The sequence below is a fragment of the Pseudomonas sp. BCA17 genome (genome assembly GCF_004519405.1).
Taxonomy (GTDB): Bacteria; Pseudomonadota; Gammaproteobacteria; order Pseudomonadales; family Pseudomonadaceae; genus Aquipseudomonas.
The window spans coordinates 434,511-460,118 of record NZ_SGWI01000004.1; the positions used below are offsets into that span (position 1 = coordinate 434,511).

Below are 25,608 nucleotides of genomic sequence, written 5' to 3' on the forward strand. Positions count from 1 at the left end.
AGGGTTGAGCGACAGGGTTCAAGAAACGCCGAAAGCTACGACCGGCATTTTTGTTCCGCGAACAAAACAAGGCCAGGATCGACAAACTCTGACCTATAAAAAACATGGGGATTTTTTGCAAGTGAAAATACTGATCCGGACATTTCATGTTCTCAACACCCAACCATACAGGGGCTCACAGTGAAAGGTCAGGATGAACATAGGATTAACAACTCACGGCTGGGTGGCAACCTTTTCACCGCGCACCGACAGCGCAATGCGTTCGGCAGTGCCGATGGGGATTTCGCCGACAACCGTCACCATCACCTCACCGTCCACCGTGTTCAGGCGCCGCGACACGGCAACCGTAGGCCCCAGCTGAGTGCGGGTTTCGCTCACGTTCGCGCCGTCTGTCGACTCGAGAAACACCGAGAAGCGCGCAAGACCGTCGTCATACATCAAGCTGTCGATCGTGGATTTGGTGTGGGTATCCTGGCGGGCGGTACTGCTGGTGAGCTGAAAACCAGGCGGTAGCCAATTCAGATGCCATGCCTGACTTGCGGGCACTTCTGGCGCATTGCTTTTAGAGAGGGCGATAGGTGTGCATTCGCTGCTTGGCTGCAGATCGCGATCAGAAGGTGTCACCGACGTATTCAGGCGAGTGAACTGAAAGCGCTCCAACAACTGCCCCTGATCGTTGAGCAGCAACGATTTGAGTGGCAACGCCGTTTCACGATCCAGATGCAGCTCGAAACCATAGCGGTATTGGTCCCGTGGCGTGACCGAGACAATCACCGCATTACGACCGGCCACGCGGGATTTACCGATAACCGTCAGTTCGTAAAGTGGAGTGAGTTTTTGTGGATCGAGAGCACGCGCAGCCGAGGCGTCACGCGAATTTCCGAGGCCTGCGACGAGTGTGCCGCTGACGCATTGAGTATGACCATCTACCCGTACAACTTCCTGAGCAGAACCGTCGAGCTGTAATAACCGCTCACGAACCTGACCATCCTGGACGCGATGCCAGATGTTATGGGTAGAAAAACTGCCATTACGTTCGTAGACGAACGTACCGTCGAAGCTTTGCTGCTGCTCTGCCCGCCCAAGTCGAGTCAGCCAGTCTTGAGCTTCATCGGCGTGGGCGGATAGTGCAAACCAGCTGCTGAGCAAAAGCGTAAGGAGCGGTATGGCGCGCATAGGGCTCCTCAGCGGTTCAACGGTTTTCCAGGCTTGCAGCACGTGCGTAAGGCAGAGCGCTTTCAGTGCCTTTCAAGGCAGACTCCTGTGCGTGTTGACGCAGGTAGCCTGGAAGGCGCTGATCCTGCCAGCCGGATTGCCCTTGAAGCACACCGTTGGCCATTGGGCCGGTGGCGTCGGAGCTTTCCTTGTAGCCGGCCAGTACAGCTGGGCCCTTGACTTGCGGACCTGCCATGACCGGTTGCTGAGCCTGTTGGGCCAGTTCGTTGCCGGCGATCTCGTCCTGGTTGTACAGGCGAACACCCGCCAATACAGCCACAGTCACCGAGGCAGCCACCGCCAGGCGACCCAGGCTGCGCCATGGTCCCCGAGCAGCTTTTGCCGGAACGGCTTCATCAGCCAGTGCAGCAGAAACGGCCGCAGCAATATCCAAACGAGGGATTAATAGATCCTTGTGCATCACCGCCCGAGCGACTTGGTAACGAGACCAGGTATCACGGGTTTCGGCATCATCAAATGCGTTGAGCACTCGACGAAGTTCCAGTTCATCCGCTTCGTTATCCATCACTGCGGACAGCGATTCCTGCAGGGCATCACGACTCATGGCGGTTCCTCTCTTGGCTGTCGCCGCTGTCTTTAGTTTTCCTGCAACAACGGTTGCAAGGCTTTGTCGATGGCTTCCCGGGCCCGGAAAATCCGTGACCTTACAGTCCCCACCGGACATTGCATGACGCTCGCAATGTCTTCGTAACTCAGACCATCGAATTCACGTAAAGTTAACGCCGTACGCAAATCTTCTGGTAGCTGCTGAATTGTGCGATGAACGGTGCCCTCGATCTCGTCGCGCAACAGTGCACGCTCCGGCGACTCGAGATCCTTCAGACCATGATCACCATCGTAGAATTCAGCATCTTCTGAACTTACATCGCTATCAGGTGGGCGGCGGCCGCGAGACACCAGATAGTTCTTCGCCGTGTTAATGGCGATGCGGTACAGCCACGTGTAAAACGCACTATCACCGCGGAAATTGCCTAGCGCACGGTATGCCTTGATAAAGGCTTCCTGTGCTACGTCCTGCGCTTCATGGGTGTCGTGCACGAATCGCACGATCAACCCGAGAATTTTGTGCTGATATTTCAGCACTAGCAGATCAAACGCACGCCTGTCACCGCGCTGAACGCGCTCGACCAGCTGCTGATCCTCTTCCTGGGTTAGCATGAACACTCCTCGTTGTACTTGAAGGAGGCTTGCATAACTAAACGACCAGGCTTGCAAACATAGACTCGGGCTTTTCGCAAAAGTTCTCCCCTTTCAAGCAAGTTTCCGGCGCGCACTGATTTGGCACACACGAAAAACGCAGCACGGGCAACGCCGGCTGCGCGAATAATCTTGTCGTCGGTTTCCTGACGCGTCCAATGCTCCCGACGGGCCAATAAACTCAACGTTTCCCAGCTTTCGGGCAACCTGCTATTGAGTCGGATCTGCTGCTAAAAGTTCCCATTTCAATAACCGGCTGCTTTCAGCCGCGTCATACAAGGCAATCTCATATTGCCACGAATGCCCGGCTATTGTGCCGCTCCCCCCCTCTATATACTAGTGGCCCGTGTGACCCTTTGATTCGCCGATCCAGGCGTCCTGTTCGCGCCAGCCTCTCGGATCGCTTTTTGCGGAATCCTTCCAATGAGCCAACAATTTCAACACGATGTCCTGGTGATCGGCAGCGGCGCGGCCGGTTTAAGTCTTGCGCTGACCCTGCCCAGCCATTTGCGCATTGCAGTACTGAGCAAGGGCGACCTGGCCAACGGCTCGACCTTCTGGGCCCAAGGCGGTGTCGCGGCCGTGCTGGACGACACCGACACGGTTCAATCCCACGTCGAAGACACCCTCAACGCCGGCGGCGGCCTGTGCCATGAAGAGGCGGTGCGCTTTACCGTCGAACATAGCCGTGAAGCCATTCAATGGTTGATCGACCAAGGCGTACCGTTCACGCGTGACGAGCAGGCGGGCAACGATGATGGCGGATTCGAGTTCCACCTGACCCGGGAAGGCGGCCACAGCCACCGACGCATCATCCATGCCGCCGATGCCACCGGTGCAGCGATCTTCAAGACATTGCTCGACCAGGCGCGCCAACGCCCCAACATCGAACTGTTGGAGCAACGCGTCGCCGTAGACCTGATCACCGAAAAGCGCCTGGGCCTGGAAGGCGAACGTTGCCTTGGCGCCTATGTGCTCAACCGCGCCAGCGGCGAGGTCGACACCTACGGCGCACGCTTCACCGTCCTCGCGTCCGGCGGTGCAGCCAAGGTTTACCTCTATACCAGTAACCCTGACGGTGCCTGCGGTGACGGCATTGCCATGGCCTGGCGCTCCGGCTGTCGCGTGGCCAACCTGGAGTTCAACCAGTTCCACCCCACTTGCCTGTACCACCCCCAGGCCAAGAGCTTCCTGATCACCGAAGCCCTGCGCGGTGAAGGCGCGCACCTTAAACTGCCAAATGGCGAGCGCTTCATGCAGCGCTTCGACCCGCGCGCCGAACTGGCCCCACGGGATATCGTCGCCCGCGCGATCGACCATGAAATGAAGCGCCTGGGCATCGACTGCGTCTACCTGGACATCAGCCACAAGCCCGAAGCCTTCATCAAGGCCCACTTCCCGACGGTCTACGAACGCTGCCTGACCTTCAATATCGACATCACCCAAGGCCCGATCCCGGTGGTGCCGGCGGCGCACTATACGTGTGGTGGCGTAATGGTCGACCAGCATGGCCGCACCGATGTGCCGGGCCTGTATGCGATTGGCGAAACCAGCTTCACCGGCCTGCACGGTGCCAACCGCATGGCCAGCAATTCGCTGCTTGAATGCTTCGTCTACGCGCGCTCGGCGGCCGCCGACATACTGGAGCAGTTGCCACGTATCGCGGTGCCCGCCGCCCTGCCCCGCTGGGACGCCAGCCAGGTCACCGACTCGGACGAGGATGTGATCATCGCCCACAACTGGGATGAGTTGCGGCGTTTCATGTGGGACTACGTGGGAATCGTGCGCACCAATAAACGCCTGCAACGGGCACAACACCGGGTGCGGCTGTTGCTGGATGAGATCGACGAGTTCTACAGCAACTACAAGGTCAGCCGCGACCTGATCGAATTGCGCAACCTGGCCCAAGTGGCGGAACTGATGATCCGCTCCGCCATGGAGCGCAAGGAAAGCCGGGGCCTGCACTACACGCTTGACTACCCGCAGATGCTGCCCGAAGCCCGCGACACTATCCTGGTGCCAACCACCTACGGCGGCTGAACTTGAGGCGCACCCGCAGGCGCCGATGCACATCGGCGCCCTGCGAGTCCCTCGGCACACAGAGTGAACGCACGCGCCACTCACCCGGCACGCGGTAACGCAGCACTACGACCAACGGCAATGCCAGGCTGTCGGGCCGCAGTTGCACGCCGTGCCAGCCGCGCTCATCACTGAACAGGTGCCAGCCGTCTTCGTCACGACGCAGACCGCGCACCGACGAACGGTGAGTCAACAGAATGTGTCGCGGTAATACCCAGGCGGCGTGAGCCAGGCACAACAGCATGCCAAGGCTTGAATAAGGCAGATCGAGAAACGGCCAACTACCCAGCGCGAACAACTGGGCAAGAAGATACGCCGCCAGCAGCAGCCGAGAGGGCCGCCAGCGGCATTCGAAGCGACTATTTGGGCTGGACACGATCCAGGATCATCCGAACCATGCGCTGCAGCTCCGGGTCTTGCGACTCGTTGCGCTCCATGAACCAGCCGAACATGTCCTGGTCTTCGCACGTCAACAGCCTGACGTAGAGGTCACGATCCACCTGGTTGAGCGTCGCGTATACCTCTTTGGTAAACGGCACCAACAACACATCCAGCTCCAGCATGCCGCGGCGGCTGTGCCAGTAGAGGCGATTGATTTCTACATCTTCGACCATGGAGCGCTCCTCAAATAGGCGGCAAGTATACAGGCCCGACGGCAGTGGAACAGTCGGCTTTGGTCGCCTCTTATGGAAACTATCCATTTGCCGGGCGCCCCTCTATGATGCACCCATGACTTTTTGACCTGCGATGACCCATGGCTGACTCTGCTTTTTTCTGCCCCCTGTCCCACGAAGGCGTACTCGCCGTCCGCGGCGCCGACGCTGCCAAGTTCCTGCAAGGGCAACTGACCTGCAATCTCAATTACCTGAGTGACACTCAAGCAAGCCTCGGCGCGCGCTGCACGCAGAAAGGGCGTATGCAGTCGAGCTTTCGCATCCTGTTGCAAGGCGACGGCGTGCTTCTGGCAATGGCCACCGAATTGCTCGAACCGCAACTGGCTGACCTGAAAAAGTACGCGGTGTTCTCCAAATCCAAACTCACTGACGAAAGTGCCGCGTGGGCACGCTTTGGTCTGACGGATGCGGACCACGCCCTGGCCAGCCTCGGCCTTCCATTGCCTGCCGAAACCGACAGCGTCGTGCGTACCGATTCGCTGATCGCCATTCGTGTCTCCCCCCACCGCGCCGAACTCTGGGTACCCGCAGACCAGGCCGAAGCCATACAGGCCCAATTGAGTACACAGCTGAAAGAAGCCGGCCTGAATGAATGGCTGCTCGGCCAGATCCGTGCAGGCATTGGCCAGGTCATGCCACAAACCCGCGAGCTGTTCATTCCGCAAATGCTCAACCTGCAAGCCGTAGGCGGCGTCAGCTTCAAGAAAGGCTGCTACACCGGCCAGGAAATCGTCGCGCGCATGCAGTACCTGGGCAAGCTCAAACGACGCCTGTATCGCCTGAGTCTCAATGCGGCCGAACTGCCCGAGCCTGGCACCCCCCTGTTCTCTCCCAACCACAACAGTTCGATCGGCGAAGTCGTGATCGCGGCAAAAGCTGACCAGGGCGTTGAACTTCTGGCCGTGTTGCAAGCCGAAGCTGCCGACGGCGGCGATATCCGCTCAGGCACCCTGGAAGGCCCCGTCCTGCAACTGCTCGACCTGCCCTACCTATTGGATCGCGATAAAGAGATCCAGCGTTAATCGCCGTACCTTTTGCAGCACCCTAGAGAGCATGAATGAACAAGCTGGCGGAAAAAGTTCAACAGGCTTTGGTAAAGGCCATCGACAACGATGACCTGGTTCTGCCGACATTACCGGAAGTGGCCCTGAAGATTCGCCAAGCCGCCGAAGACCCGGATATCAGCATCAGCCACTTGAGCAAAGTGATCGGTCGCGATACCGCCCTGTCGGCGCGGCTGATCAAAGTGGTCAACAGCCCCCTGTTGCGCGCAACCCAGGAAGTCACCGACCTGCATACCGCCATCACCCGGCTGGGCACCAACTACAGCAGCAACCTGGCCATCGGCCTGGTGATGGAGCAGATCTTTCACGCCCGCTCCGAAGTGGTCGAACTGAAAATGCGCGAAGTCTGGCGACGCAGCCTGGAAGTGGCAGGCGTCAGCTATACCTTGTGCCGCAGCCACAGCCAGCTGAAGCCGGACCAGGCCGCCCTCGGCGGGCTGGTGCATCAGATCGGCGTGCTGCCGATCCTCACCTATGCCGAAGACCACTACGAGCTGCTCGCGGACCCGGTCAGCCTTAATCATGTAATCGACAGCATTCACCCCGTGCTCGGGGACAAACTGCTGCGCGTCTGGGAGTTCCCGGAAATGCTGGCCAGCCTGCCGGGGCAATACCTGGACCTGGAGCGCGACTCGCCGAAGCTGGACTACATCGACCTGGTGCAAGTCGCCGCCCTGTATTGTCATCGAGGCACCGACCACCCGCTGGCTGACGTACCGGTATCGACATTGCCGGCCATGAAGAAGCTACGCGTGGATCCCTACAGCGATGCCCTGCGTGCAGAGCTGGATGAAGCGCGCTCGATGTTTTACTGATCACCCCGCGATAAAACTCACCCGCACTTTCAACCCCGCTGATTCACCGTCGTGCAAACTGATCTGCGCCAGATGCGCCCGGCAGATCTCCCCAACAATCGCCAACCCCAGCCCTGAACCCACGCCCTGCTGGCTACGGCGATAAAAGCGCTCGAAAACCCGGTCCCGCTCATCGAGCGGGATACCTGGCCCGTCATCCTCGACCTCAAGCACCGCCGGGGCCGTGACCCGCAGAATCACGTTGCCGCCGGGTGGGGTGTGGGCGAGTGCGTTGTCCACCAGGTTACTCAGCAGCTCGTTCAACAATGTAGGCTCGCCGCGCAGCCACACCGGCTCATCGGCTTCCAGCGCCAGGGCGACGCCCCGCGCATGCGCCAACGGCGCCATGGCCATGCCCAGTTCCCGCGCCAACTGGCTAAGGTCGAGTAACTGCGCGCCCCCCTCGGCAATTGCCCGGGCACCGTTTTCAATACGCGCCAGGGACAACAATTGGTTGGCCAAGTGAGTCAGGCGGTCGGTGCCTTGGGCGGCGGTCTCCAGGGTGCTGCGCCAGGTGCCGGGGTCTTCGGCACGCAGGCCCAATTCCAGTCGGGCCTTCAGTGCGGCCAACGGCGTACGCAACTCGTGTGAAGCGTCAGCAATGAACTGCGCCTGGCGCTCGAACTGACCGCGCAGACGTTCAGTGAAGTGGTTGATCGAACGCACCAGTGGGCCGAACTCATGCTGCACCTCCACCAGCGGCAGCGGCCGCAAGTCGTCGGGCTGACGCTCCTCCACCGCCGTGCGCAGACGCTCCAGCGGGCGCAGCGCCGCGCTCACCGCAAACCACACCAGCAGCAACGCGCCGATAGCCAGCATGCCCAAGCGCAGTAAAGTATCGGCCATCAGGCTGCGCGCCATGGCGACGCGGGCTTCCTCCGTCTCGGCGACGCGGATTTCCGCCATGCCGTTCATATTCGGTTCCGACACCGCCTTGAGCAGGCTCACCACCCGCACCGGCTGGCCCTGGTACTTTGCATCGTAGAAGCGCGCCAAGGCGGGGTAATCATCGGTGCGCGGCGTGCCGGGCGGTGGGCCGGGAAGGTGTTCGTAGCCGGAGATCAGCTTCTGATCAATGTCGTTGACCTGATAATAAATACGCCCGGCACTGTCGTAGGCAAAGGTATCCAAAGCCACATACGGCACATTGGCGCTGAGCGTGCCATCGACCTGGGTCAACCCGGCGGCGATCGTCCGCGCCGAGGCCAGCAGCGTGCGGTCATACGCGGTGTCGGCGGCTTCGCGCCCATTCCAGTAGGCACTCAGGCCACTGGCGAGCATCAATACCACCAAGAGCAACGCCAGGTTCCACAGCAACCGCCAACGCAGGCTGCTGGGCTTATGCATCACGTGCTTCCAGCAAATACCCCAGGCCGCGGAAAGTCACGATGGCGATGGGTTGGCCATCAAGCTTCTTGCGCAGGCGGTGCACGTAGATTTCGATCGCATCGGGGCTGGCCTCTTCGTCCAGGCCGAACACCTGGGAAGCCAGTTGCTCCTTGCTCATCACGCGGCCCGGGCGGGCAATCAAGGCCTCCAATACCGCTTGCTCGCGAGAGGTCAACGTCATCAGTTCGCCCCCCACCGTGAACCGCCTTGTATCCAGGTCGTAGACCAGCACGCCGCAGGTCTGCTGGCGCTCGCCGCCGAGTACGCTGCGGCGCAACAGCGCCTTGACCCGCGCTTCCAGCTCCGTCAGTTCAAAGGGTTTGGCGAGGTAGTCGTCGGCCCCCAGGTTCAGGCCATGCACGCGGTCCTTTACGTCACTGCGCGCCGTCAGCATCAGCACCGGCAGGTTTTTACCGCGCGCCCGCAAGCGTGCCAGCACCTCGAAACCGTCCATGCGCGGCAGCCCGACATCGAGGACCGCTACCGCATAGTCCTCGCTGCTCAAGGCCAGGTCCGCGGCCACCCCATCGTGCAGCACATCGACGGTCAACCCTGTGCTCTTGAGCGCCTGGGCGACACTTTCGGCGAGTTGCAAATGGTCTTCAACCAAGAGGACACGCATGGATTTCCACCTTATACGGGCATGGTCGGCGCCACGCTTTGCGGGGCAGTTTACAGGCGCCGCATAGCCTGTGAAGCCCGAAAACACTGAAAGACAACTGAAAGGTTAGTGAAAGGTTCGCCCTTTAGCATCCAACCTCGGTGGTCTATGCCCACCCAGTTGCCTGACTCGCAACGCCCGAAAAACGCCTCGAAGCGTTTTCGCCAAAATAAGAACAATAACGGAGTACACAACGATGCTGTCGACACAGCCCCAGGCTCGCCCGCCTGTGCGTTTTTCCCGCCTGACCCGAACCGCCCTGACCAGCGCCGCCGCCCTTGCCGGCTTTTCCCCGGTCAGCCAGGCCGCCTTCTTCGAAGACAGCAGCGCGACCCTGGAAACCCGCAACATGTATTTCAACCGCGATTTTCGCGATGGCACCAGCGCCCAGCAATCCAAGCGTGACGAATGGGCCCAGGGCTTCATGCTCAACCTGCAATCGGGCTACACCGACGGCACCGTCGGCTTTGGCGTGGATGCGCTGGGCATGCTCGGGGTCAAGCTCGACTCCAGTCCCGACCGCACCGGCACTGGCCTGTTGCCCACCGACGACGGTCGCGCGGTCGACGAGTACTCCAAGCTCGGCCTGACCGGCAAAGTGAAGATCTCCGCCACCGAGCTGAAAATCGGTGCACTGATACCCGAGCTGCCGATCCTCAAGCCCAACGACGGTCGCATCCTGCCGCAGACGTTCAATGGCGGCCTGTTGACGTCCAAGGAGTTCAAGAACCTTGTGTTCACCGGTGGCCGCCTGGACAAAGCCAAGGACCGCGACTCCACCGACTACGAAGACATCGCCCTCAACAATAAGAACAGCCGTTTCGTCAGTGGCGCCACCGGCAAGCACTTCAATTTCGGCGGTGTCGACTACACATTCGCCGACAAGATCACCGGCAGCTACCACTTCGCCCAACTGGATGACGTCTACCGCCAGCACTTCCTCGGCCTGGTCGCCTCGCGTCCGATGGGCCCCGGCACCTTTGGCGCCGACCTGCGCCTGGCCATCAGCGATGACACCGGCGCCGCCCGCGGCGGCAAAATCGACAACACCTCCCTCAACGGCCTGTTCAGCTATGCCCTCAATGGCCATAAGCTCAGCGCCGGTTACCAGCACATGTCCGGCGACAGCGCTTTTCCCTACGTGGACGGCAGCGATCCGTACCTGGTCAACTTCGTCCAGATCAACGACTTTGCCGGCGCCGAAGAACGCTCCTGGCAGGCGCGCTACGACTACGACTTCGCCAAGCTGGGGATTCCCGGCCTGAGCTTCATGAGTCGTTACCTGTCGGGCGACAATATCAAGCTCAGGAACGGCGAGACCGGCAAAGAGTGGGAACGCAACAGCGAGATCCGCTACGTGGTGCAAAGCGGCACGTTCAAGGACGTCGCCGTGCGCCTGCGCAATGCCACGTACCGTTCCAACTATTCGGCCCGTGATGCGGATGAAGTGCGCCTGCTGGTCAGCTACAGCGTGGCGCTTTGGTAGTCAAAAAGCTCATAACAACAAAGACGGAGATACCCATGACCTTTTCATTGCGTAAATTGGCCCTTGCCGCCGGCTGCATGCTGTTCGCCGGTCAACTGCTGGCCGACGAACCCAAACGCCCGGAATGTATCGCCCCGGCTTCCCCCGGTGGCGGTTTTGACCTGACCTGCAAATTGGCGCAAAGCGCGCTGGTCAACGAAAAGCTGCTGAGCAAACCCATGCGCGTGACCTACATGCCCGGCGGCGTGGGCGCGGTCGCCTACAACGCGGTGGTGGCCCAGCGCCCTGCAGATGCCGGTACGCTGGTCGCCTGGTCCAGCGGTTCGCTGTTGAACCTGGCGCAAGGCAAGTTCGGTCGCTTCGATGAGAGTGCCGTGCGTTGGCTGGCGGCGGTGGGCACCAGCTACGGAGCCATCGCAGTGAAAAGCGATTCGCCCTACAAGACCCTCGATGATCTGGTCAAAGCCCTGAAGAAAGACCCGGGCAGCGTGGTCATCGGTTCCGGCGGCACCGTCGGCAGCCAGGACTGGATGCAAACCGCGCTGATCGCCAAGGCCGCCGGGATCAACCCGCGCGAGCTGCGTTATGTGGCACTCGAAGGCGGCGGCGAAATCGCCACGGCCCTGCTCGGTGGTCACATTCAGGTGGGTAGTACCGACATCTCCGACTCCATGCCGCACATCTTGAGCGGCGACATGCGACTGCTGGCGGTGTTCTCCGAGCAGCGCCTGGACGAGCCGGAAATGAAGAACATTCCGACCGCCAAAGAGCAAGGCTACGACATTGTCTGGCCGGTAGTACGTGGCTTCTACCTCGGGCCAAAAGTCAGCGATGCCGACTACGCCTGGTGGAAGGAGGCCTTCGACAAACTGCTGGCCTCCGAAGAGTTCGCCAAGCTGCGTGACCAGCGCGAGCTGTTCCCGTTCGCCATGACCGGCCCGGAGCTGGACACCTACGTGAAGAAACAGGTGGCTGACTACAAAGTGCTGGCCAAAGAGTTCGGCCTGATCCAGTAATCGCCCCTCTTTTGCACGGCCGTGCCCTCATGAACGAGGGCACGGCCCAGGAGTTCCACATGCTCTTACAACGCATTTTCGCCTCGGTGATGCTGCTGGTCTGCGCCGGCCTGGCGCTGATGGCGTGGCCGTATCAGGCGTCGTTTTCCTACGAGCCGGTCGGGCCGCGGGCCTACCCGCTGCTGATGCTCGGGCTGATGAGCCTGGGCCTGCTCTACATGCTGTTTCGCCCACAGCCGACCAAACACACGGAAGAAGAACCTGCGCTGGACCGCCAGACGCTGATCAAGATCGGTATCTGCGTGGCCCTGTTGCTGGTCTTTGCCGGCACCTTCGAATCCCTGGGTTTCATCCTCAGCAGCATGTTGATCGGTATTCCGATGGCACGGCTGTATGGCGGCCGCTGGTTGCCCGGTGCGGTGATCATCACCTTGATGAGCGTCGGCCTTTATCTGTTGTTCGATAAAGCCATGGACGTACCGCTGCCCCTCGGTCTGCTCGACGTTCTGGAGAACTGATATGGATACTTTCGGCTATTTGGGCCAAGGCTTCGGCGTCGCGCTGAGCCCCTACAACCTGGTGACCGCGCTGTGCGGCACTCTGATCGGCACCGTGGTCGGCCTGTTGCCGGGCCTGGGCCCGATCAACGGCGTGGCGCTGTTGATCCCCATCGCTTTCGCCCTGGGCCTGCCGCCCGAGTCGGCGTTGATCCTGCTGGCCGCCGTGTACCTGGGTTGCGAATACGGCGGGCGTATCAGCTCGATCCTGCTCAACATCCCGGGCGAAGCCTCTACCGTGATGACCACCCTCGACGGTTATCCGATGGCCCGCAAAGGCCTTGCCGGTGTGGCGTTGTCGTTGTCCGCCTGGAGTTCGTTCATCGGTGCGTTCATCGCTACCTGCGGCATGGTGTTGTTCGCACCGCTGCTGGCCAAATGGGCGATTGCCTTCGGCCCGGCGGAATATTTCGTACTGATGGTGTTTGCGATTGTCTGCCTCGGCGGCATGGCCGGTGACAAACCGTTGAAAACCTTTGTCGCGGCGCTGATCGGCCTGTTCCTCTCGGCGGTAGGCATCGACGCCAACAGCGGCGTGTACCGCTTTACCGGCGACAACATCCACCTCACCGACGGCATCCAGTTCGTGGTGCTGGTGCTCGGCCTGTTCTCCATCAGCGAGATCCTGTTGTTGCTGGAAAAAACCCACCGTGGTCAGGAAGCGGTCAAAGCCACCGGGCGCATGCTATTCAACCTCAAGGAAGCCGGTGCGGTGTTCGCGGTGAATATCCGTTGCGGCTTGCTCGGTTTCATCATGGGCGTGCTGCCCGGTGCCGGTGCCACCTTGGCGTCCGCCGTTGCCTACATGACCGAAAAACGCATGGCCGGTGCCGGCGGCAAGTTCGGCCAGGGTGACATGCGCGGCCTCGCGGCCCCGGAAACCGCCATCGGCGCCTCCGCCTGCGGCGCCCTGGTGCCGATGCTGACCCTGGGCGTACCCGGTTCGGGCACCACGGCGGTGATGATCGGCGCCCTGTCGCTGTATAACATCACCCCGGGCCCGCTGCTGTTCCAACAGCAACCCGACATCGTCTGGGGCCTGATCGCGTCGTTGTTTATCGCCAATATCATGCTGGTGATCCTCAACATCCCGATGATCCGCATCTTCACGCGCATCCTCGCCGTACCGAACTGGGCGCTGGTGCCCGTGATCGCCATTATCACCGCGATCGGTGTGTACGCCGTGCATGCCACCACGTTCGATCTCTTCCTGATGATCGGTATCGGTATCTTCGGCTACATCCTGCGCAAGCTCGACTTCCCGCTGTCGCCCGTACTGCTGGGTTTTATCCTCGGCGGCCTGATGGAACAGAACCTGCGCCGCGCGCTGTCGATCTCCAACGGGGCGCTGGATATCCTCTGGTCGAGCCCGATCACCTTCGGTGTGTGGGTGCTGACTGCGCTGATGCTGGCCTTCCCGCTGGTGCGTATCTACCGTAAACGGGCGCTGCAGCGTCGCGCCGTGGCCGATGTCTGAAGCCACCTTTAAACATTGGTGGGGAACACCGCTGGTCGGCCTGGCCGGCGGTTACCTGGCCAGCCTCGTCGGCTGGCCTTTGCCGTATATGGTCGGCTCGCTGCTGGCGATCATCCTGGTGCGCTGCCTTACACCGTGGCAACTGGCGGAGATCCCCGGAGGGCGCAAATGCGGCCAATGGGTGGTCGGCATAGGCATCGGCCTGCACTTCACCCCGGTGGTGATCGAACAGGTGATGAGCCACTTCGGGCTGATCTTCTTCGGCGCGTTGGTCACCAGCCTGTCGAGCATCGTGGGCGTGTGGTTGATGCGCCGCAGCGGCGAAGACCGCGCCACCGCGTTTTTCTCCAGCATGCCGGGCGGCTCCGGTGAGATGGTCAACCTCGGCGCACGCAACGGCGCGGTACTCAGCCGGGTCGCGGCCGGGCAGAGCTTGCGGGTACTGGTGGTGGTGCTGTGTGTACCGGCGATCTTCAAATATGTGCTGGAGGGTGGCACGCCACAGTTTCATCCGGCGCCGGTGAGCTGGCCCTGGTTACTGGTGCTGTTTCCGATTGGCGCGCTGATGGCCTGGGGCTGGCAGCGTTTGCGCCAGCCGAACCCGTGGCTGTTCGGGCCGTTGCTGGTGACCGCCACCGCCAGTGTTGTGTGGGACTTGCATATCGGCCTGCCCGACGGCGGCAGCCAGATCGGCCAATGGCTGATCGGCAGCGGCCTGGGTTGCCACTTCAACCGGCAGTTCTTCCGCCGCGCGCCCTCGTTCATTGGGCGTACCTTGATCGGCACGGCCTTGACCATGGCATTGGCGACCGTCGCTGCAGTGGGTTTGAGCGCGTTGACTGGCCTTGACCTGCGCTCACTGACCTTGGGCATGATGCCCGGCGGCATTGCCGAAATGAGCCTGACGGCCGAAACCCTGCAACTGTCGGTGCCCTTGGTGACGGCGATGCAGGTGATGCGGTTGTTGTTTGTGTTGTTTCTGGCAGAGCCGTTGTTCAGGCGGTGGGATCGCCTTCCCTGACAGGCCACAGCCATTCGTCGGAACTGTCAATTCTCACAGCTAGCGATACTGATGTGCCATCGTTTCAATCAACCCAACCGCCTGGTCCATTAAAGGAAGTGGTTATGAAACGTACCGTCAACCCCACTCAGCAGCAAAACGACGACGTGGAGCCTGAAGGCATTATCGGTGTCATACACCTTACCGACACACCAAGCCGCCTATTGGTCAACGTGGACGGAACACGTCTATATGTTGCCAGCACTAACGGTGAGTCAGTGACGATCATCGATACTGCAAGCAATGCCATCATCCACACGGTTGAAGGTCACGGAGCTCCACTCTGGCTGGTCCTGCACCCGACGCGCCCATGGCTCTATATCAGCTATGCGAACCGCCCCGGTAATCCTGTCATCATGGTGATCAGTACCACTACCTTTGACGTACTCGACACGTTGAGCGGCTTTATCTCCATCAACGGCATTGCGATTAGCTCGAGTGGGTTGCGGCTTTATGCTCCAGACCGCGCCGGCGAGCTGGATATCATTGAAATCAGCAATCCTCAGCAACGCGTAAAACTGAGATTCAACGCTGCGCCCGACATCGTCACAATCGCACCAGGGAATGCACGAGCCCACCTGGCCAACGGGTTCGCGAGTTGGTTCACGGTCCATCTGGGGACCAATCGTTTGGTGAGTACCGTCAATACACAAGTTCCCAGCCAGCCCTCCACTATCGCTCATGCAACTTACATCGCACGCATCTACATCCTTTACCCGAGCGCCAATCAGATTTACATAGGCGACACCACCACTAACCGACAAAGCCGAATCCTGAGCAACCTGCTGCAGCCATGGGATATCACGTTCAATAGCATGCGCGGGCTGGCCTACGTCACGGAAACCCAAGGTCACCGGGTCAGTATCCTCGATACCACCAGCGAAAGCGTCATCGGCACCTTCGAGGGGTTCAACAGGCCCATGGGGATTTCCAGCACCAGTGATGGCCGTATGGCCTATGTCGCCAACAGCGGCGACAACACCATTGCTCGAGTAAGGCTTTAAGCCCAGGCCGCTCCGGGTTCAGATTGGAGGCAATCGCCACTCAATCGGCGTTTCTCCATTTTGCTCGAGGAATTTGTTGGCACGGCTGAAGTGCCCGCATCCCAGGAACCCGCGATACGCCGACAACGGCGACGGGTGTACCGAGGTCAGCACCAGGTGCTTGGTGGCGTCGATCAGCTTCTGCTTGCTCTGGGCATGCGCGCCCCACAGCAGGAACACCAGATGCGGCTGATGCTCGCTGACCACTTCGATAATGCGGTCGGTAAAGAACTGCCAGCCCTTGCCCGCATGGGCGTTGGCATTGGCGCGCTCTACGGTCATGGTGGTGTTGAGCAGCAGCACGCCCTGGTTGGCCCAGCTCTGCAGGCAGCCGTGGTTGGGGATGTCGATGTTCAGGTCGCGCTTGAGCTCTTTATAAATGTTGACCAGCGACGGCGGCGTCGGCACGCCCGGCTGCACCGAGAAGCACAGGCCATGGGCCTGACCGGGCCCGTGATACGGGTCCTGGCCGAGGATCACTACCTTGACCTTGTCGAGCGGCGTGGAATTGAGCGCATTGAAAATCAGCGGGCCTGGCGGGTAGATCTCCTTGCCGGCGGCATGCTCCTGGCGCAGAAACTCGCGCAACTGGGCCATGTACGGTTTGTCGAACTCATCCCGCAGGGCGTGTTTCCAGCTGGGTTCGAGTTTGATACGGTCGCCATCAGTCATGATTGAGTCGTCTTGTAAAAAGAATGGGCGAACCCTAGGAAAGCGCACCCCGCTTGTCAATTGATCTGACACACCACCGACACTTTCCCGCCCAGCGATCATACTGATCCTTCAACGTATCGATTGAGGTCACGATGAACCTGCACTTTGAAGAGCTGACCTGCAGCGACGGTACGCGCCTGGGCATTGCCAGCCTGGACGCGGAAAAATCCCTGAACGCCCTCTCCTTGCCAATGATCCTGGCCCTGAGCGAACGCCTGGAGGCCTGGGCCAAAGACCCGCATATCGTCTGCGTGCTGCTGCGCGGCAACGGCCCCAAAGCCTTCTGCGCCGGTGGAGAAGTACGCAGCCTGGCGCAGGCCTGTCGTGAACAAACCGGCGTGGTGCCAACCCTCGCCGCGCAGTTTTTTGCAGCGGAATATCGTCTCGACTATCGCCTGCACACTTACCCCAAGCCGCTGATCTGCTGGGGCCACGGTTACGTGCTCGGCGGCGGCATGGGGTTGCTGCAAAGCGCGGCGGTGCGCATCGTGACGCCAAGCAGCCGCCTGGCCATGCCCGAAATCAGCATCGGCCTGTACCCGGATGTGGGCGCCGGCTGGTTCCTCTCGCGTCTGCCCGGCAAGTTGGGTTTGTTCCTCGGTCTCACCGGCGCCCATATCAACGGTCGGGATGCCCTGGACATGGGCCTGGCAGACCGTTTCCTGCGCGACGATCAACAAGAGCAACTGATCGACGGCCTGCTGCGCCTGAACTGGCAGGAGCAGACCGCGAAACAGCTCAACAGCCTGCTCAAGGCCCTGAGCCAGGAAGCGCTTGGCCAGCAGCCCGAAGCGCAATGGCTGCCGCGCCGTGCGCAGATCGACGAGTGGTTGGACGTCGGTGACGTCAGTTGCGCCTGGCGCGCCTTGAGTCTGCTGCGCGACCACAGCGACCCGCTGTTGAACCGCGCCGGCAAGACCCTCAGCGAAGGCTGCCCGCTGACCGCGCACCTGGTCTGGGAGCATCTGCGGCGCGCCCGTCATCTGTCGCTGGCTCAGGTGTTCCAGGTGGAGTACACCTTGAGCCTCAATTGCTGCCGTCATCCCGAATTTGCCGAAGGCGTACGGGCACGCTTGATTGATAAAGACCAGGCCCCCCATTGGCACTGGCCGGCTATCGACGCGATTCCAGACGCGGTGGTCCAGGCACACTTCAACAAAGCCTGGGAAGGTCGTCACCCTCTGGCGGATTTGTCCGACTACTGAAAGATCACTGCAGCCGGCCGTTGACCCTGAACGCGCAGTTGTCGGGCTGGCTGTCCTGGCACAGGAAAACCGGTTGGTTGAACGGGCCTATGTCAGGTTGCCAATACAGCGTACTGCTCAATGACATGTTAGTGACAAGGTCGCCCATGGCCGGTCTCAAGGCGACCAGGTTGCCGCTACTGGTGCGATAGAGACATTTGTCCATGAAACCGTTTTCCCGCTCTTGTCCGCTGCCCGGCATGAAGATTGCGCCGATGAACAGATCGATAAAATCGCGGACTTCGACCTTCGGACTCAGCCACAGCAACTGTTTGTCGGCACTTTTAAAATGCCCGTCAACGTACCGGATCATGGAGGGATAAGGGCATCCTTGCTCAGCCTGCACCTGGCCAATTGCGCTGAGCATCAGCAGGAGCAGGGCTATCCGCTGTTTGAATATTGAGAGGCTCATTCGACTGGTCGCTCTACTGGAAAAGCACAACGGCTTTTATGCAGTGAAATCCATTTTGGCCCCAAAATATAGCTGTTAATTTTGACAGTTTTTATGAACGCCACGTATAAAAAAACGGCGCCTCATGCGCCGTTTCTTCGGGCCTATCAACGATGACCGCCGCGTCCTCCGCCATGATCGGAACCGCGCCCGTGACCGCCATTCCCCCAGCGATTGCCCCAGTCCTGATTTTGATAGGGTCGGTAACCGGGCCGTGGGTAATACCGCGGTGTCGGTTGATAGTAGCGTGGAGACGAGTAATACCGTGGCGCCGAATAGTAGCGTGGTGAAGGTGCGTAATAGCCGCGCCCGTACGGGTAATAGGTAGGACCGCCGTAGTAATAGGCTGGCGCCGGTGCGGTGTAGACTTCAGAGCGGTAGTAGGTGCCGCCTCCCTCGTAGTAAGGCACGCAAGCTGACAAGGTCAGGCCGAGTAAAACGGTGAGCAGCAGTCGTCGATACATGGCGGCCTCCTGGACCGCGAAAGAGCGCCTCCAGCGACGCTGGGGGGCGGCATCCAGCTTTCGCTGAATGACGAAATATCTGACATCAAAAACGGAAACTGGTGCGCTCTTGCAACAGTTTTATACATCTGCGCGAGCTTAATCGATTAAGTAAATTTGTTTGGCAGGCAACTTTGGCAATTGCAATGATGTCACTATGACATCGCAAAGGGCCAGGGAGGCTCTAGCGTGCCCCTTCGCTACCCTTTCCGGACTTGCCCATGAAAATCTCAACCAAATTGCTGCTTTCATTTTTACTCTGTGCGCTGGTCACCCTGGGGGTGGGCCTGCTGGGCATCAAAGGGGTGGTCCGCCTCTCCACGGCATTGGAGCTGACGTTCTCCAACAACCTGGTTTCCGTGAGCAATACGGCCGCCACCCTCAGCGGCCTGACGGCCCATAACCGCGGCATGTACCGCTTGATGGACGCCAGCAAAGGCGATGTTGCGCCGCAAGACCGCGACCGCGTGCGCCAGGATATCGCCCAGGAACTCAAGCGCAGCCAGGCCTCCTACGCGACCTACCGCGCAACGCCGCTGGAAGATGACGAACGGGCAGCGGGCGATAAGCTCGACAAGATCTGGCCCGCCTATGTCAGCAGCTCCGAACGCATTGTTTCTCTGCTCGACGGTGGCCAGATCGATCAAGCGCGTACCCAGCTCAATACCACCAACAACGAACTGTTCCGTCAGGCACGGGAGCTGATCCGCGTCATGGTCGAGTCCAATAACCGCCAGATCAAGGAAGGCGCGATCGCTGCCGATGAGCTGCGCGACAGTGCATTGACGTGGATGATCGGCGGCATTGTGCTGGCGTTCATCATTGCAATCATCATCGGTGTGTTGATCACACGCCTGATCACACGCCCCATCGCTCAGGCCGTGGAAAGCGCACAACGCATCGCCCAGGGTGACCTGACCCAGGCCATCATCACCGAACGCACCGACGAAGCCGGGCAACTGCTGATGGCGTTGTCGGATATGCAGAGCGGCCTGAAAAACACCCTCGTGGAGATCGCCAACGCGTCCGACCAGCTCGCATCGGCAGCCGAAGAACTGAGTGCGGTCACCGATGAAAGCAGCCGTGGCCTGACGCGCCAGAATGATGAGATTCAACAAGCCGCCACCGCCGTCAACCAGATGACCGCTGCAGTGGACGAAGTGGCCAGCAACGCGGTTTCGACTTCTGAAGTCTCGCGTCAGGCCACCACCGAGGCCGAAGAGGGCCGCCAGCAAGTGGAACAGGCGGTGTCCGGCATGAATTCAATGGTGGATGAGATCAACGGCTCCACGCAATCGGTTGCAGATCTCGCCGGCCAGGTGCGGGAAATCGGCAAGGTGATCGATGTGATTCGCGGCATTGCCGAGCAGACTAACCTGCTGGCCCTTAACGCCGCCATTGAAGCGGCGCGTGCGGGTGAGCAGGGGCGTGGTTTCGCGGTGGTCGCCGATGAAGTAAGGGCGCTGGCGCACCGCACCCAGACGTCCACGGTCGACATCGAAAAGATGATTGGTGAAGTGCAGACCGGCGCCGACAATGCCGTGGCGGCGATGACCAAGAGCCTGACCTGGGCCAACAACACCCAGGCCCTGGCGAATAACGCCGGCGAAGCGTTGCAACGGATCACTACCAGCGTGGCGAAGATCAATGAGCGCAATCTGGTGATCGCCTCCGCCTCGGAGGAGCAGGCCCAGGTAGCGCGCGAAGTGGACCGCAACCTGCTGAACATCCAGGACCTGTCTGCCCAGACGGCCGCCGGCGCCCATCAGACCAACGCCTCCAGCCAGGACCTCTCCCGTCTGGCCACCTCGTTCAACGTCCTGGTCAGCAAGTTCCAGCTCTAAGTAGCATGCGCAGGGTCGGCCCTGTATCGTACAAGGCACCGGGATTCTCCGGAAACTTGTCCGATCCAGCCCGAACCTGCCCATGACCACACCAGCACTCTGCCCTGCCTGCGGCGCCCGCAACAACTGCTCCCTGGCGGACCCTCGCACGGTCGACCAGGCGTGCTGGTGTTACAGCGTCACCATCGACCCGGCAGTGCTCCAGGCCTTGCCCGACCCATTGCGTAACAAGGCCTGCCTGTGCCCGCGCTGTGCCCAATTCGACGAGCAGTTGCGTGGCGCTGAGCCTAAGTAATGCGGGTTGATCGTTTCCTCAGTAACCTCTCGCGCTTCAATCGCCGACAAGTTCGCCTGTTGCTGGTTGAGCGCCGTGTGTCGGTCGATGGCGTAGTCGTCAGCGACCCTCATCACGAGGTGCGGGAATTCAGCCGCGTATGCGTTGACGATGATGTGCTGCAGGCCGGCAAACCGGCGCGCTACTTCATGCTGCACAAGCCCCAGGGTTGCGTGAGCGCCACGGTGGACCCGCAGCACCCCACCGTACTGGATTTACTGGATGAGCCGGACAAACATGAATTGCACATTGCCGGCCGTCTGGATTTCAACACCACCGGCCTGATGCTGATCACCAACGACGGCCAGTGGTCGCGCCGCCTCACGCAACCGCAGACCAAACTGCCCAAGGTCTACCGCGTGGAAACCGAGCAGGACATCGGCCCGCAATACGCGCAGACCTTCGCCGCGGGCCTGTATTTTGCGTTTGAAGACCTCACCACCCAACCGGCCGAATTGACGTTGCTCGGCGCCAGAACCGCGCGCTTGAGCATCATTGAAGGGCGCTACCATCAGGTAAAGCGCATGTTCGGACACTTCAATAACAAGGTGATCGGCCTGCATCGCGAGCGAATGGGCCCGCTGGTGCTGGATGCAACCCTCGCGCCGGGCCAGTATCGCGCGCTGACCGCGGAGGAAATCCGACAGGTATGACGACCGTTCGGCCGGTAGTGGCAAAAACCCATTTCTATGGCTTGCGAGTTCAAGGATCAGATGCTTGAATCAAACCGTCAGCCGAAATATGACTGATGAGTCGCCTATAACCTCCAAGAAACACTTTGCCCCGCCCGCGCTTGATCTACGGGCCTTCCCGGCAAACAGCCCGCCCTAACAACACCCGTCGACCAGCCGTCCCCGGATCGACATGGGCCCTCATTTTTCCAGGCGTATGCCTACCTGTCATAAAGCTCGTGCAGAGTGATCTGCGCGCCCTACCCGCTTGCCAGGAGTCTTATGACATGAGGCCAGAAATCGCTGTGTTGGATATACAGGGTCAGTATCGGGTTTACACGGAGTTCTATCGCGCGGAAGCTGCTGACAAGACCATCATCCTGGTCAACGGCTCCATGGCCACCACGGCATCTTTCGCCCAAACCGTGAAAAGCCTGTACCCGCAATTCAATGTGGTTTTGTACGACCAGCCTTACGCTGGCCGCTCCAAAATCCATAACCGTCACGAGCAAATGCTGACGAAAGAAGTCGAAGGCCAGATACTGCTGGAACTCATCGACCATTTCGCCGCCGAACACGTGCTGTCGTTCTCCTGGGGCGGTGCCGCCACTCTGGTCGCCCTTGCCCACCGCCCCCGCCGCGTGGAAAAAGCGGTGATCAGCTCGTTTTCTCCGGTGATCAACGCGCCCATGCGCGATTACCTTGAGCGCGGCGTTGACTACCTCGGCAACCTCGACCGCCACAACGTCGGCAACCTGGTGAACAGCACCATTGGCAAACACTTGCCATCGCTGTTCAAACGCTTCAACTACAAGCACGTGAGCAGCCTGGCCGAGCATGAATATGGGCAGATGCACTTTCACATCAGCCATGTGCTGAACAGCGACCGGTTGTGCTACCTCAAGGCTGCCAGGCAGATCGATATTCCGGTGCTGTTCTTGAACGGCGAATGGGACGAATACACCAGCGCCCAGGATGCCAAGTTGTTCGGCCAACACGTGGCGAACAGCAGCTTCAGCACCATTCAGGCGACCGGGCATTTCCTGGACATGGAGCACAAGGCGGCAAGCCGGGACGCCCGGGATGCGGTGGTGGGTTTCCTCAAACCAGAGCGTCAGGTCAGCCGCTTGCGCTACCAACAGGGCCAGACGCAGCATGCCTTTGCGATTTGAATATGGCTCACTGTGGCGAGCAAGCTTGCTTGCGCTGGGGTGCGAAGCAGCCCCACTGTTTTATTTAGGAGCGCGTCGCCCCCAGCGGGAGCAAGCTCTCTCACCACAGGCACGCTCGCTCCCACAGTGGATCCAGTCGTCGGCTTACGTAACCTGCACATTTTTGAAGAAAAACTTCAAATCCCGGCGAACATCTGGTACAAAGTCAGCCGCTCTGAGCGGGTATAGTTTAGTGGCAAAACGAAAGCTTCCCAAGCTTTAGTTGAGGGTTCGATTCCCTCTACCCGCTCCACTTCTCTGCCGACTCGTTGACTTCTCTGACATCTCAGAGAAATAAAGCGAGAAAGCGTCAAAACGAAATAGCCCTTCTGCAAAAATTCGCGAGACGGTGAACCCTCACCGCGTACGATCGGGTCCACCCGGGTCCTGCTTTCGCATGCGCAATACCAGTCAAACTTTCTCCTCTACGCCTCGCTGCACCACCCACGCCAGCGGCAGCGTCACCCATAACAACCCCGCCAGCAGCATCACTGCCATCGGCACACCCCATGCGTCCCCTATGCCACCGAACACCACCGGTGCCACTGCTCCGCCACCAATGGTGCCGGTATAGAACAGCGCAAACGCCTGCTCCCGCCTGGCCGCGCCTGCCAGGTCCGGCACAGTGCCGTAGAGCACCGAAGACGTGCCATTGAGTACCATGCCGAGCACCGGCAGCATCACCATCAACCCGGCCAACGGCAAGTACACCGCCGCGACAATCAGCAGCGCGGTGCTGGTTTCCGTCAGCCATACGGTTTTCATCATGCCAAGACGGGCGCCGAGGTAACCGCAGAAGAGTTTGCCGAATGCGCCGCCGATAAACAGCATCGTCAGCGCCAAGCCAATGCCGGCGGTACCGGCACCTTTGGCTTGCAGCAGGAATGGCAGGAAGGTCAGAAACCCCATGCGCACGGCGCTGTCGAGAGTGCCGGTGAGGATCAGTGCGCGCAGGCCTGCGGCGGACCCCGCTCCGGTGAGAGGCTTCGTCTGTTTACTCGCAGTGGGCGCAGTGGGTTGGCCTGGGATCATCCACCACAACAGCCCCGCCGCCATCAGCCCCAGCAAGCCCAGCAGTGAGGCACTGGCGCGCCAACTGACAATGGTGAGCAGCAGGCCGACCAACCCCGGAATCAGTGTTTTGCCGATGTCGCCGGCGAAGTTGTACTGGGACAGCGCTTGCTTGACGCCACCACCCTCCTCGTAAGCGTCAGTGATCATCGAGGACGCCAGCGGGTGTTGGGTGCTGGCGCCCAGGCCGCCGAGCAGCAGCGCCAGCAGCAACATGACCAGGCCAGTGGCTTGCCCGACCAACAGGTAAGCGGCACCTGCCAGCGCGGTCCCCACCACCAGCATCGGCATGCGCCCCCAGCGCTTGGCGGCACGACTGGCCATGAGTTGGAACACCGCCATCGTCCCGGAGTAAGCGCCTCGCAGCAGGCCGATCTGGGCGTAGGACAACGCGAACTGGGTTTGCCAGATCGGCAGCAATACGTAGATGACATCGGTGAGGCCATCGTGCACGGCATGGGCGCCGCAACCGGCGATGAGCGAGCGGCGGCGGGAGGATTTCTCAATGGCAGGCAGGGCGACAGTATCGTTCATGGTGTTGGAACCCGTTCAGGCCGATGGGGCGTCCACCCAATCAGGGCGATCAGCAAGGTGAGGAGCTGGAAACCGATAATCAGGCTCACGCAGCCGGGCCAGCCCCAGCGTTCCCAGGTCGCCGCAGGAATGATGGCGCCACAACTGCCGCCCAGGTAATAACACGTGAGGTAGATGCCCACGGCGACAGTCTTACTGTCATGGGCACTGGCGGTGGTGAAGGCATTGGCGGCGGCCTGGGCGAGAAATACTCCCGTGGAACTGAGGGCAAGGCCTGCCACGATGCACCACAAGGGCGACAAAAGGGTCAGTGCCGAGCCCGTGACGCCGAGCACGACGGCAACGCTTAGCAGTTCGGCATGGGGCCGGGCCTTGCTAAGGCGACCTGCAACGGGAATCACGATCAAGGCCAGCAGGAACACCATATAGAGCGCGCCCAAGGCGGCGGGTCCAAGATTGTATGGCGGTAAGCCGAGGTACAGACCCACGTAGGTAAACGCCGCAACCTGTGAAAACAACACGCAAAAACCTACGGCATACGCCGCCAACAATGGTCGGCGAAAGACCCCCGATGACGTCGCGCTCCGCATTGCCGTCCGTGGCCGATTGGCGGGCAGCAGAAACTGGATAAACCCGCCCACCATCAAGCTCAGCACCGCCAGCCATTCAAAGGCCTCGCGCCAGCCCACATATTCGGTTATGACCCCCGTAACGAAGCGCCCGGCAAATCCGCCCAACACGGTCCCCGCCACATAGAGGCTGGTGACTTCAGTCACCGTGCCCCCCTGCCAGCGATCACCGATGTAAGCCACGCTGGTGGCAAACACCACCGGGATCAACATGCCTTCGACGAATCGCCACACCAGCACGTCGGCGAAGCTATCGGCATAAGCCGTCATCAACGTCGGCACCGCCAGCAACAGCGCGGCCCCGGCGATCACCGTGCGCTGTTCGAAACGCCCGGTCAGGCGGCTGACGAAGGGTGCGGTGACGGCCACGGCCAGGGTGGTAACCGTGATGCTCCACCCCGCCGCCCTGGCGCTGATCTGAAACTGCGTGGCAAAGGTCTGGAGAATGCTCTGGGTTGCATAGAGGTTGAGAAACGCCGCGCATCCACACAAAAACAGGGCAAGGCGGGCACAATGCAGGCGCGGTTTCATGAAACATCTCGGTTTATTTTGTAATGCCTTTATAGAATGGGTGGCAGGACCGTGACCAATACCGATTTCCGACCGATC

The 25,608-nt window shown here is 60.4% G+C and carries 26 protein-coding genes and 1 tRNA gene; 15 read left to right on the plus strand and 12 right to left on the minus strand.

The window, feature by feature from the left end; genetic code table 11:
• Positions 1-213: 213 nt before the first annotated feature.
• From EXW71_RS18175 to rpoE, 3 genes are read right to left on the minus strand one after another with little or no spacing between them, the layout of a single operon-like run.
• A complete protein-coding gene (locus EXW71_RS18175; protein ID WP_134657946.1) occupies positions 214-1,176 on the minus strand; it encodes a MucB/RseB C-terminal domain-containing protein in 963 nt (320 codons plus the stop codon).
• A gap of 16 nt (positions 1,177-1,192) precedes the next feature.
• On the minus strand, positions 1,193-1,780 hold the full coding sequence (locus EXW71_RS18180; protein WP_123715031.1) for a sigma-E factor negative regulatory protein: 588 nt from the start codon (positions 1,778-1,780) through the stop codon (positions 1,193-1,195).
• Positions 1,781-1,812: 32 nt separating this feature from the next.
• Positions 1,813-2,394: an RNA polymerase sigma factor RpoE gene (gene rpoE, locus EXW71_RS18185; protein ID WP_123715030.1), complete on the minus strand. Its 582-nt coding sequence runs from the start codon at positions 2,392-2,394 to the stop codon at positions 1,813-1,815.
• A gap of 462 nt (positions 2,395-2,856) precedes the next feature.
• Here rpoE and nadB point away from each other — a divergent pair, with 462 nt between their 5' ends.
• Positions 2,857-4,473: an L-aspartate oxidase gene (gene nadB, locus EXW71_RS18190; protein WP_134657947.1), complete on the plus strand. Its 1,617-nt coding sequence runs from the start codon at positions 2,857-2,859 to the stop codon at positions 4,471-4,473.
• Here nadB and EXW71_RS18195 read toward each other — a convergent pair.
• Together EXW71_RS18195 and EXW71_RS18200 are read right to left on the minus strand one after the other, a co-directional pair.
• Positions 4,442-4,888, minus strand: coding sequence for a protein YgfX (locus EXW71_RS18195; RefSeq protein ID WP_134657948.1), 447 nt, complete (start codon positions 4,886-4,888; stop codon positions 4,442-4,444). The genes nadB and EXW71_RS18195 overlap by 32 nt on opposite strands.
• A complete protein-coding gene (locus EXW71_RS18200; protein WP_123715027.1) occupies positions 4,872-5,126 on the minus strand; it encodes a succinate dehydrogenase assembly factor 2 in 255 nt (84 codons plus the stop codon). Before EXW71_RS18200 ends, EXW71_RS18195 begins: the two co-directional genes overlap by 17 nt.
• 140 nt (positions 5,127-5,266) lie before the next feature.
• On the opposite strand from EXW71_RS18200, the gene EXW71_RS18205 reads away from it, so the two are divergent.
• Together EXW71_RS18205 and EXW71_RS18210 are read left to right on the plus strand one after the other, a co-directional pair.
• Positions 5,267-6,208, plus strand: coding sequence for a folate-binding protein YgfZ (locus EXW71_RS18205; RefSeq protein WP_134657949.1), 942 nt, complete (start codon positions 5,267-5,269; stop codon positions 6,206-6,208).
• Positions 6,209-6,243: 35 nt separating this feature from the next.
• The gene (locus EXW71_RS18210; RefSeq protein WP_134657950.1) at positions 6,244-7,065 is read left to right on the plus strand and encodes an HDOD domain-containing protein; all 822 of its coding nucleotides are present in this window, start codon (positions 6,244-6,246) and stop codon (positions 7,063-7,065) included.
• Here the strand turns inward: EXW71_RS18210 and EXW71_RS18215 are convergent, their stop codons facing one another.
• Entirely contained in the window at positions 7,066-8,451 is a 1,386-nt protein-coding gene (locus EXW71_RS18215; RefSeq protein WP_134657951.1) for a sensor histidine kinase, read from the minus strand.
• Positions 8,444-9,115, minus strand: coding sequence for a response regulator (locus tag EXW71_RS18220; protein WP_123715023.1), 672 nt, complete (start codon positions 9,113-9,115; stop codon positions 8,444-8,446). Before EXW71_RS18220 ends, EXW71_RS18215 begins: the two co-directional genes overlap by 8 nt.
• Positions 9,116-9,350: 235 nt before the next feature.
• On the opposite strand from EXW71_RS18220, the gene EXW71_RS18225 reads away from it, so the two are divergent.
• The 6 genes from EXW71_RS18225 (at position 9,351) to EXW71_RS18250 (ending at position 15,754) form a co-directional block, all read left to right on the plus strand.
• On the plus strand, positions 9,351-10,640 hold the full coding sequence (locus tag EXW71_RS18225) for an OprD family porin (protein ID WP_134657952.1): 1,290 nt from the start codon (positions 9,351-9,353) through the stop codon (positions 10,638-10,640).
• Between the two features lie 35 nt (positions 10,641-10,675).
• A complete protein-coding gene (locus tag EXW71_RS18230; protein WP_123715021.1) occupies positions 10,676-11,656 on the plus strand; it encodes a tripartite tricarboxylate transporter substrate binding protein in 981 nt (326 codons plus the stop codon).
• Positions 11,657-11,715: 59 nt separating this feature from the next.
• Positions 11,716-12,174 carry a tripartite tricarboxylate transporter TctB family protein gene (locus EXW71_RS18235; RefSeq protein WP_123715020.1) on the plus strand — a complete coding sequence of 153 codons (459 nt, stop codon included), beginning with the start codon at positions 11,716-11,718 and terminating at the stop codon, positions 12,172-12,174.
• A 1-nt stretch (position 12,175) separates the two neighbouring features.
• Positions 12,176-13,690 (plus strand): tripartite tricarboxylate transporter permease, encoded by a 1,515-nt coding sequence (locus tag EXW71_RS18240; RefSeq protein WP_123715019.1) that lies wholly within the window; start codon positions 12,176-12,178, stop codon positions 13,688-13,690.
• Positions 13,683-14,711 (plus strand): AbrB family transcriptional regulator, encoded by a 1,029-nt coding sequence (locus EXW71_RS18245; RefSeq protein WP_134657953.1) that lies wholly within the window; start codon positions 13,683-13,685, stop codon positions 14,709-14,711. Before EXW71_RS18240 ends, EXW71_RS18245 begins: the two co-directional genes overlap by 8 nt.
• A gap of 104 nt (positions 14,712-14,815) precedes the next feature.
• The gene (locus EXW71_RS18250) at positions 14,816-15,754 is read left to right on the plus strand and encodes a YncE family protein (protein WP_134657954.1); all 939 of its coding nucleotides are present in this window, start codon (positions 14,816-14,818) and stop codon (positions 15,752-15,754) included.
• A gap of 18 nt (positions 15,755-15,772) precedes the next feature.
• Here EXW71_RS18250 and ung read toward each other — a convergent pair whose 3' ends face one another.
• A complete protein-coding gene (gene ung / locus EXW71_RS18255; protein WP_134657955.1) occupies positions 15,773-16,465 on the minus strand; it encodes a uracil-DNA glycosylase in 693 nt (230 codons plus the stop codon).
• A 134-nt stretch (positions 16,466-16,599) separates the two neighbouring features.
• Here ung and EXW71_RS18260 point away from each other — a divergent pair, with 134 nt between their 5' ends.
• Complete coding sequence (locus EXW71_RS18260) at positions 16,600-17,712, plus strand: enoyl-CoA hydratase/isomerase family protein (RefSeq protein ID WP_134657956.1); 1,113 nt, start codon at positions 16,600-16,602, stop codon at positions 17,710-17,712.
• 4 nt (positions 17,713-17,716) lie between these two features.
• Here the strand turns inward: EXW71_RS18260 and EXW71_RS18265 are convergent, their stop codons facing one another.
• Entirely contained in the window at positions 17,717-18,163 is a 447-nt protein-coding gene (locus EXW71_RS18265; RefSeq protein ID WP_256657094.1) for a DUF3757 domain-containing protein, read from the minus strand.
• 146 nt (positions 18,164-18,309) lie between these two features.
• Positions 18,310-18,666, minus strand: a complete 357-nt coding sequence (locus tag EXW71_RS18270) for a hypothetical protein (protein WP_134657957.1) — start codon at positions 18,664-18,666, stop codon at positions 18,310-18,312.
• 260 nt (positions 18,667-18,926) lie between these two features.
• Here EXW71_RS18270 and EXW71_RS18275 point away from each other — a divergent pair, with 260 nt between their 5' ends.
• The 5 genes from EXW71_RS18275 to EXW71_RS18295 all read left to right on the plus strand — a co-directional run bounded on the left by EXW71_RS18275 (position 18,927) and on the right by EXW71_RS18295 (position 23,018).
• Positions 18,927-20,549, plus strand: a complete 1,623-nt coding sequence (locus EXW71_RS18275; protein WP_134657958.1) for a methyl-accepting chemotaxis protein — start codon at positions 18,927-18,929, stop codon at positions 20,547-20,549.
• Between the two features lie 82 nt (positions 20,550-20,631).
• Positions 20,632-20,844, plus strand: coding sequence for a cysteine-rich CWC family protein (locus EXW71_RS18280; protein ID WP_134657959.1), 213 nt, complete (start codon positions 20,632-20,634; stop codon positions 20,842-20,844).
• A complete protein-coding gene (locus EXW71_RS18285) occupies positions 20,844-21,536 on the plus strand; it encodes a 16S rRNA pseudouridine(516) synthase (protein ID WP_134657960.1) in 693 nt (230 codons plus the stop codon). The genes EXW71_RS18280 and EXW71_RS18285 overlap by 1 nt, the downstream gene beginning before the upstream one ends.
• 305 nt (positions 21,537-21,841) lie before the next feature.
• Positions 21,842-22,726, plus strand: coding sequence for an alpha/beta fold hydrolase (locus tag EXW71_RS18290; protein ID WP_123715011.1), 885 nt, complete (start codon positions 21,842-21,844; stop codon positions 22,724-22,726).
• A 218-nt stretch (positions 22,727-22,944) separates the two neighbouring features.
• Positions 22,945-23,018: transfer RNA gene (locus tag EXW71_RS18295), tRNA-Gly, on the plus strand.
• A 158-nt stretch (positions 23,019-23,176) separates the two neighbouring features.
• On the opposite strand, the gene EXW71_RS18300 is transcribed toward EXW71_RS18295, so the two are convergent.
• Together EXW71_RS18300 and EXW71_RS18305 are read right to left on the minus strand one after the other, a co-directional pair.
• Positions 23,177-24,370, minus strand: coding sequence for an MFS transporter (locus tag EXW71_RS18300; RefSeq protein WP_134657961.1), 1,194 nt, complete (start codon positions 24,368-24,370; stop codon positions 23,177-23,179).
• Positions 24,367-25,530 carry an MFS transporter gene (locus tag EXW71_RS18305; protein WP_134657963.1) on the minus strand — a complete coding sequence of 388 codons (1,164 nt, stop codon included), beginning with the start codon at positions 25,528-25,530 and terminating at the stop codon, positions 24,367-24,369. Before EXW71_RS18305 ends, EXW71_RS18300 begins: the two co-directional genes overlap by 4 nt.
• Positions 25,531-25,608: the final 78 nt, after the last annotated feature.

Bases quoted from the DNA above. Each gene is read 5' to 3' on its own strand.
- EXW71_RS18175 (WP_134657946.1), bottom strand. From the start codon at position 1,176: ATGCGCGCCATACCGCTCCTTACGCTTTTGCTCAGCAGCTGGTTTGCA.
- EXW71_RS18180 (WP_123715031.1), bottom strand. From the start codon at position 1,780: ATGAGTCGTGATGCCCTGCAGGAATCGCTGTCCGCAGTGATGGATAAC.
- rpoE (WP_123715030.1), bottom strand. From the start codon at position 2,394: ATGCTAACCCAGGAAGAGGATCAGCAGCTGGTCGAGCGCGTTCAGCGC.
- nadB (WP_134657947.1), top strand. From the start codon at position 2,857: ATGAGCCAACAATTTCAACACGATGTCCTGGTGATCGGCAGCGGCGCG.
- EXW71_RS18200 (WP_123715027.1), bottom strand. From the start codon at position 5,126: ATGGTCGAAGATGTAGAAATCAATCGCCTCTACTGGCACAGCCGCCGC.
- EXW71_RS18205 (WP_134657949.1), top strand. From the start codon at position 5,267: ATGGCTGACTCTGCTTTTTTCTGCCCCCTGTCCCACGAAGGCGTACTC.
- EXW71_RS18210 (WP_134657950.1), top strand. From the start codon at position 6,244: ATGAACAAGCTGGCGGAAAAAGTTCAACAGGCTTTGGTAAAGGCCATC.
- EXW71_RS18215 (WP_134657951.1), bottom strand. From the start codon at position 8,451: ATGCATAAGCCCAGCAGCCTGCGTTGGCGGTTGCTGTGGAACCTGGCG.
- EXW71_RS18220 (WP_123715023.1), bottom strand. From the start codon at position 9,115: ATGCGTGTCCTCTTGGTTGAAGACCATTTGCAACTCGCCGAAAGTGTC.
- EXW71_RS18225 (WP_134657952.1), top strand. From the start codon at position 9,351: ATGCTGTCGACACAGCCCCAGGCTCGCCCGCCTGTGCGTTTTTCCCGC.
- EXW71_RS18230 (WP_123715021.1), top strand. From the start codon at position 10,676: ATGACCTTTTCATTGCGTAAATTGGCCCTTGCCGCCGGCTGCATGCTG.
- EXW71_RS18235 (WP_123715020.1), top strand. From the start codon at position 11,716: ATGCTCTTACAACGCATTTTCGCCTCGGTGATGCTGCTGGTCTGCGCC.
- EXW71_RS18240 (WP_123715019.1), top strand. From the start codon at position 12,176: ATGGATACTTTCGGCTATTTGGGCCAAGGCTTCGGCGTCGCGCTGAGC.
- EXW71_RS18245 (WP_134657953.1), top strand. From the start codon at position 13,683: ATGTCTGAAGCCACCTTTAAACATTGGTGGGGAACACCGCTGGTCGGC.
- EXW71_RS18250 (WP_134657954.1), top strand. From the start codon at position 14,816: ATGAAACGTACCGTCAACCCCACTCAGCAGCAAAACGACGACGTGGAG.
- ung (WP_134657955.1), bottom strand. From the start codon at position 16,465: ATGACTGATGGCGACCGTATCAAACTCGAACCCAGCTGGAAACACGCC.
- EXW71_RS18260 (WP_134657956.1), top strand. From the start codon at position 16,600: ATGAACCTGCACTTTGAAGAGCTGACCTGCAGCGACGGTACGCGCCTG.
- EXW71_RS18265 (WP_256657094.1), bottom strand. From the start codon at position 18,163: ATGAGCCTCTCAATATTCAAACAGCGGATAGCCCTGCTCCTGCTGATG.
- EXW71_RS18270 (WP_134657957.1), bottom strand. From the start codon at position 18,666: ATGTATCGACGACTGCTGCTCACCGTTTTACTCGGCCTGACCTTGTCA.
- EXW71_RS18275 (WP_134657958.1), top strand. From the start codon at position 18,927: ATGAAAATCTCAACCAAATTGCTGCTTTCATTTTTACTCTGTGCGCTG.
- EXW71_RS18280 (WP_134657959.1), top strand. From the start codon at position 20,632: ATGACCACACCAGCACTCTGCCCTGCCTGCGGCGCCCGCAACAACTGC.
- EXW71_RS18285 (WP_134657960.1), top strand. From the start codon at position 20,844: ATGCGGGTTGATCGTTTCCTCAGTAACCTCTCGCGCTTCAATCGCCGA.
- EXW71_RS18290 (WP_123715011.1), top strand. From the start codon at position 21,842: ATGAGGCCAGAAATCGCTGTGTTGGATATACAGGGTCAGTATCGGGTT.
- EXW71_RS18300 (WP_134657961.1), bottom strand. From the start codon at position 24,370: ATGAACGATACTGTCGCCCTGCCTGCCATTGAGAAATCCTCCCGCCGC.
- EXW71_RS18305 (WP_134657963.1), bottom strand. From the start codon at position 25,530: ATGAAACCGCGCCTGCATTGTGCCCGCCTTGCCCTGTTTTTGTGTGGA.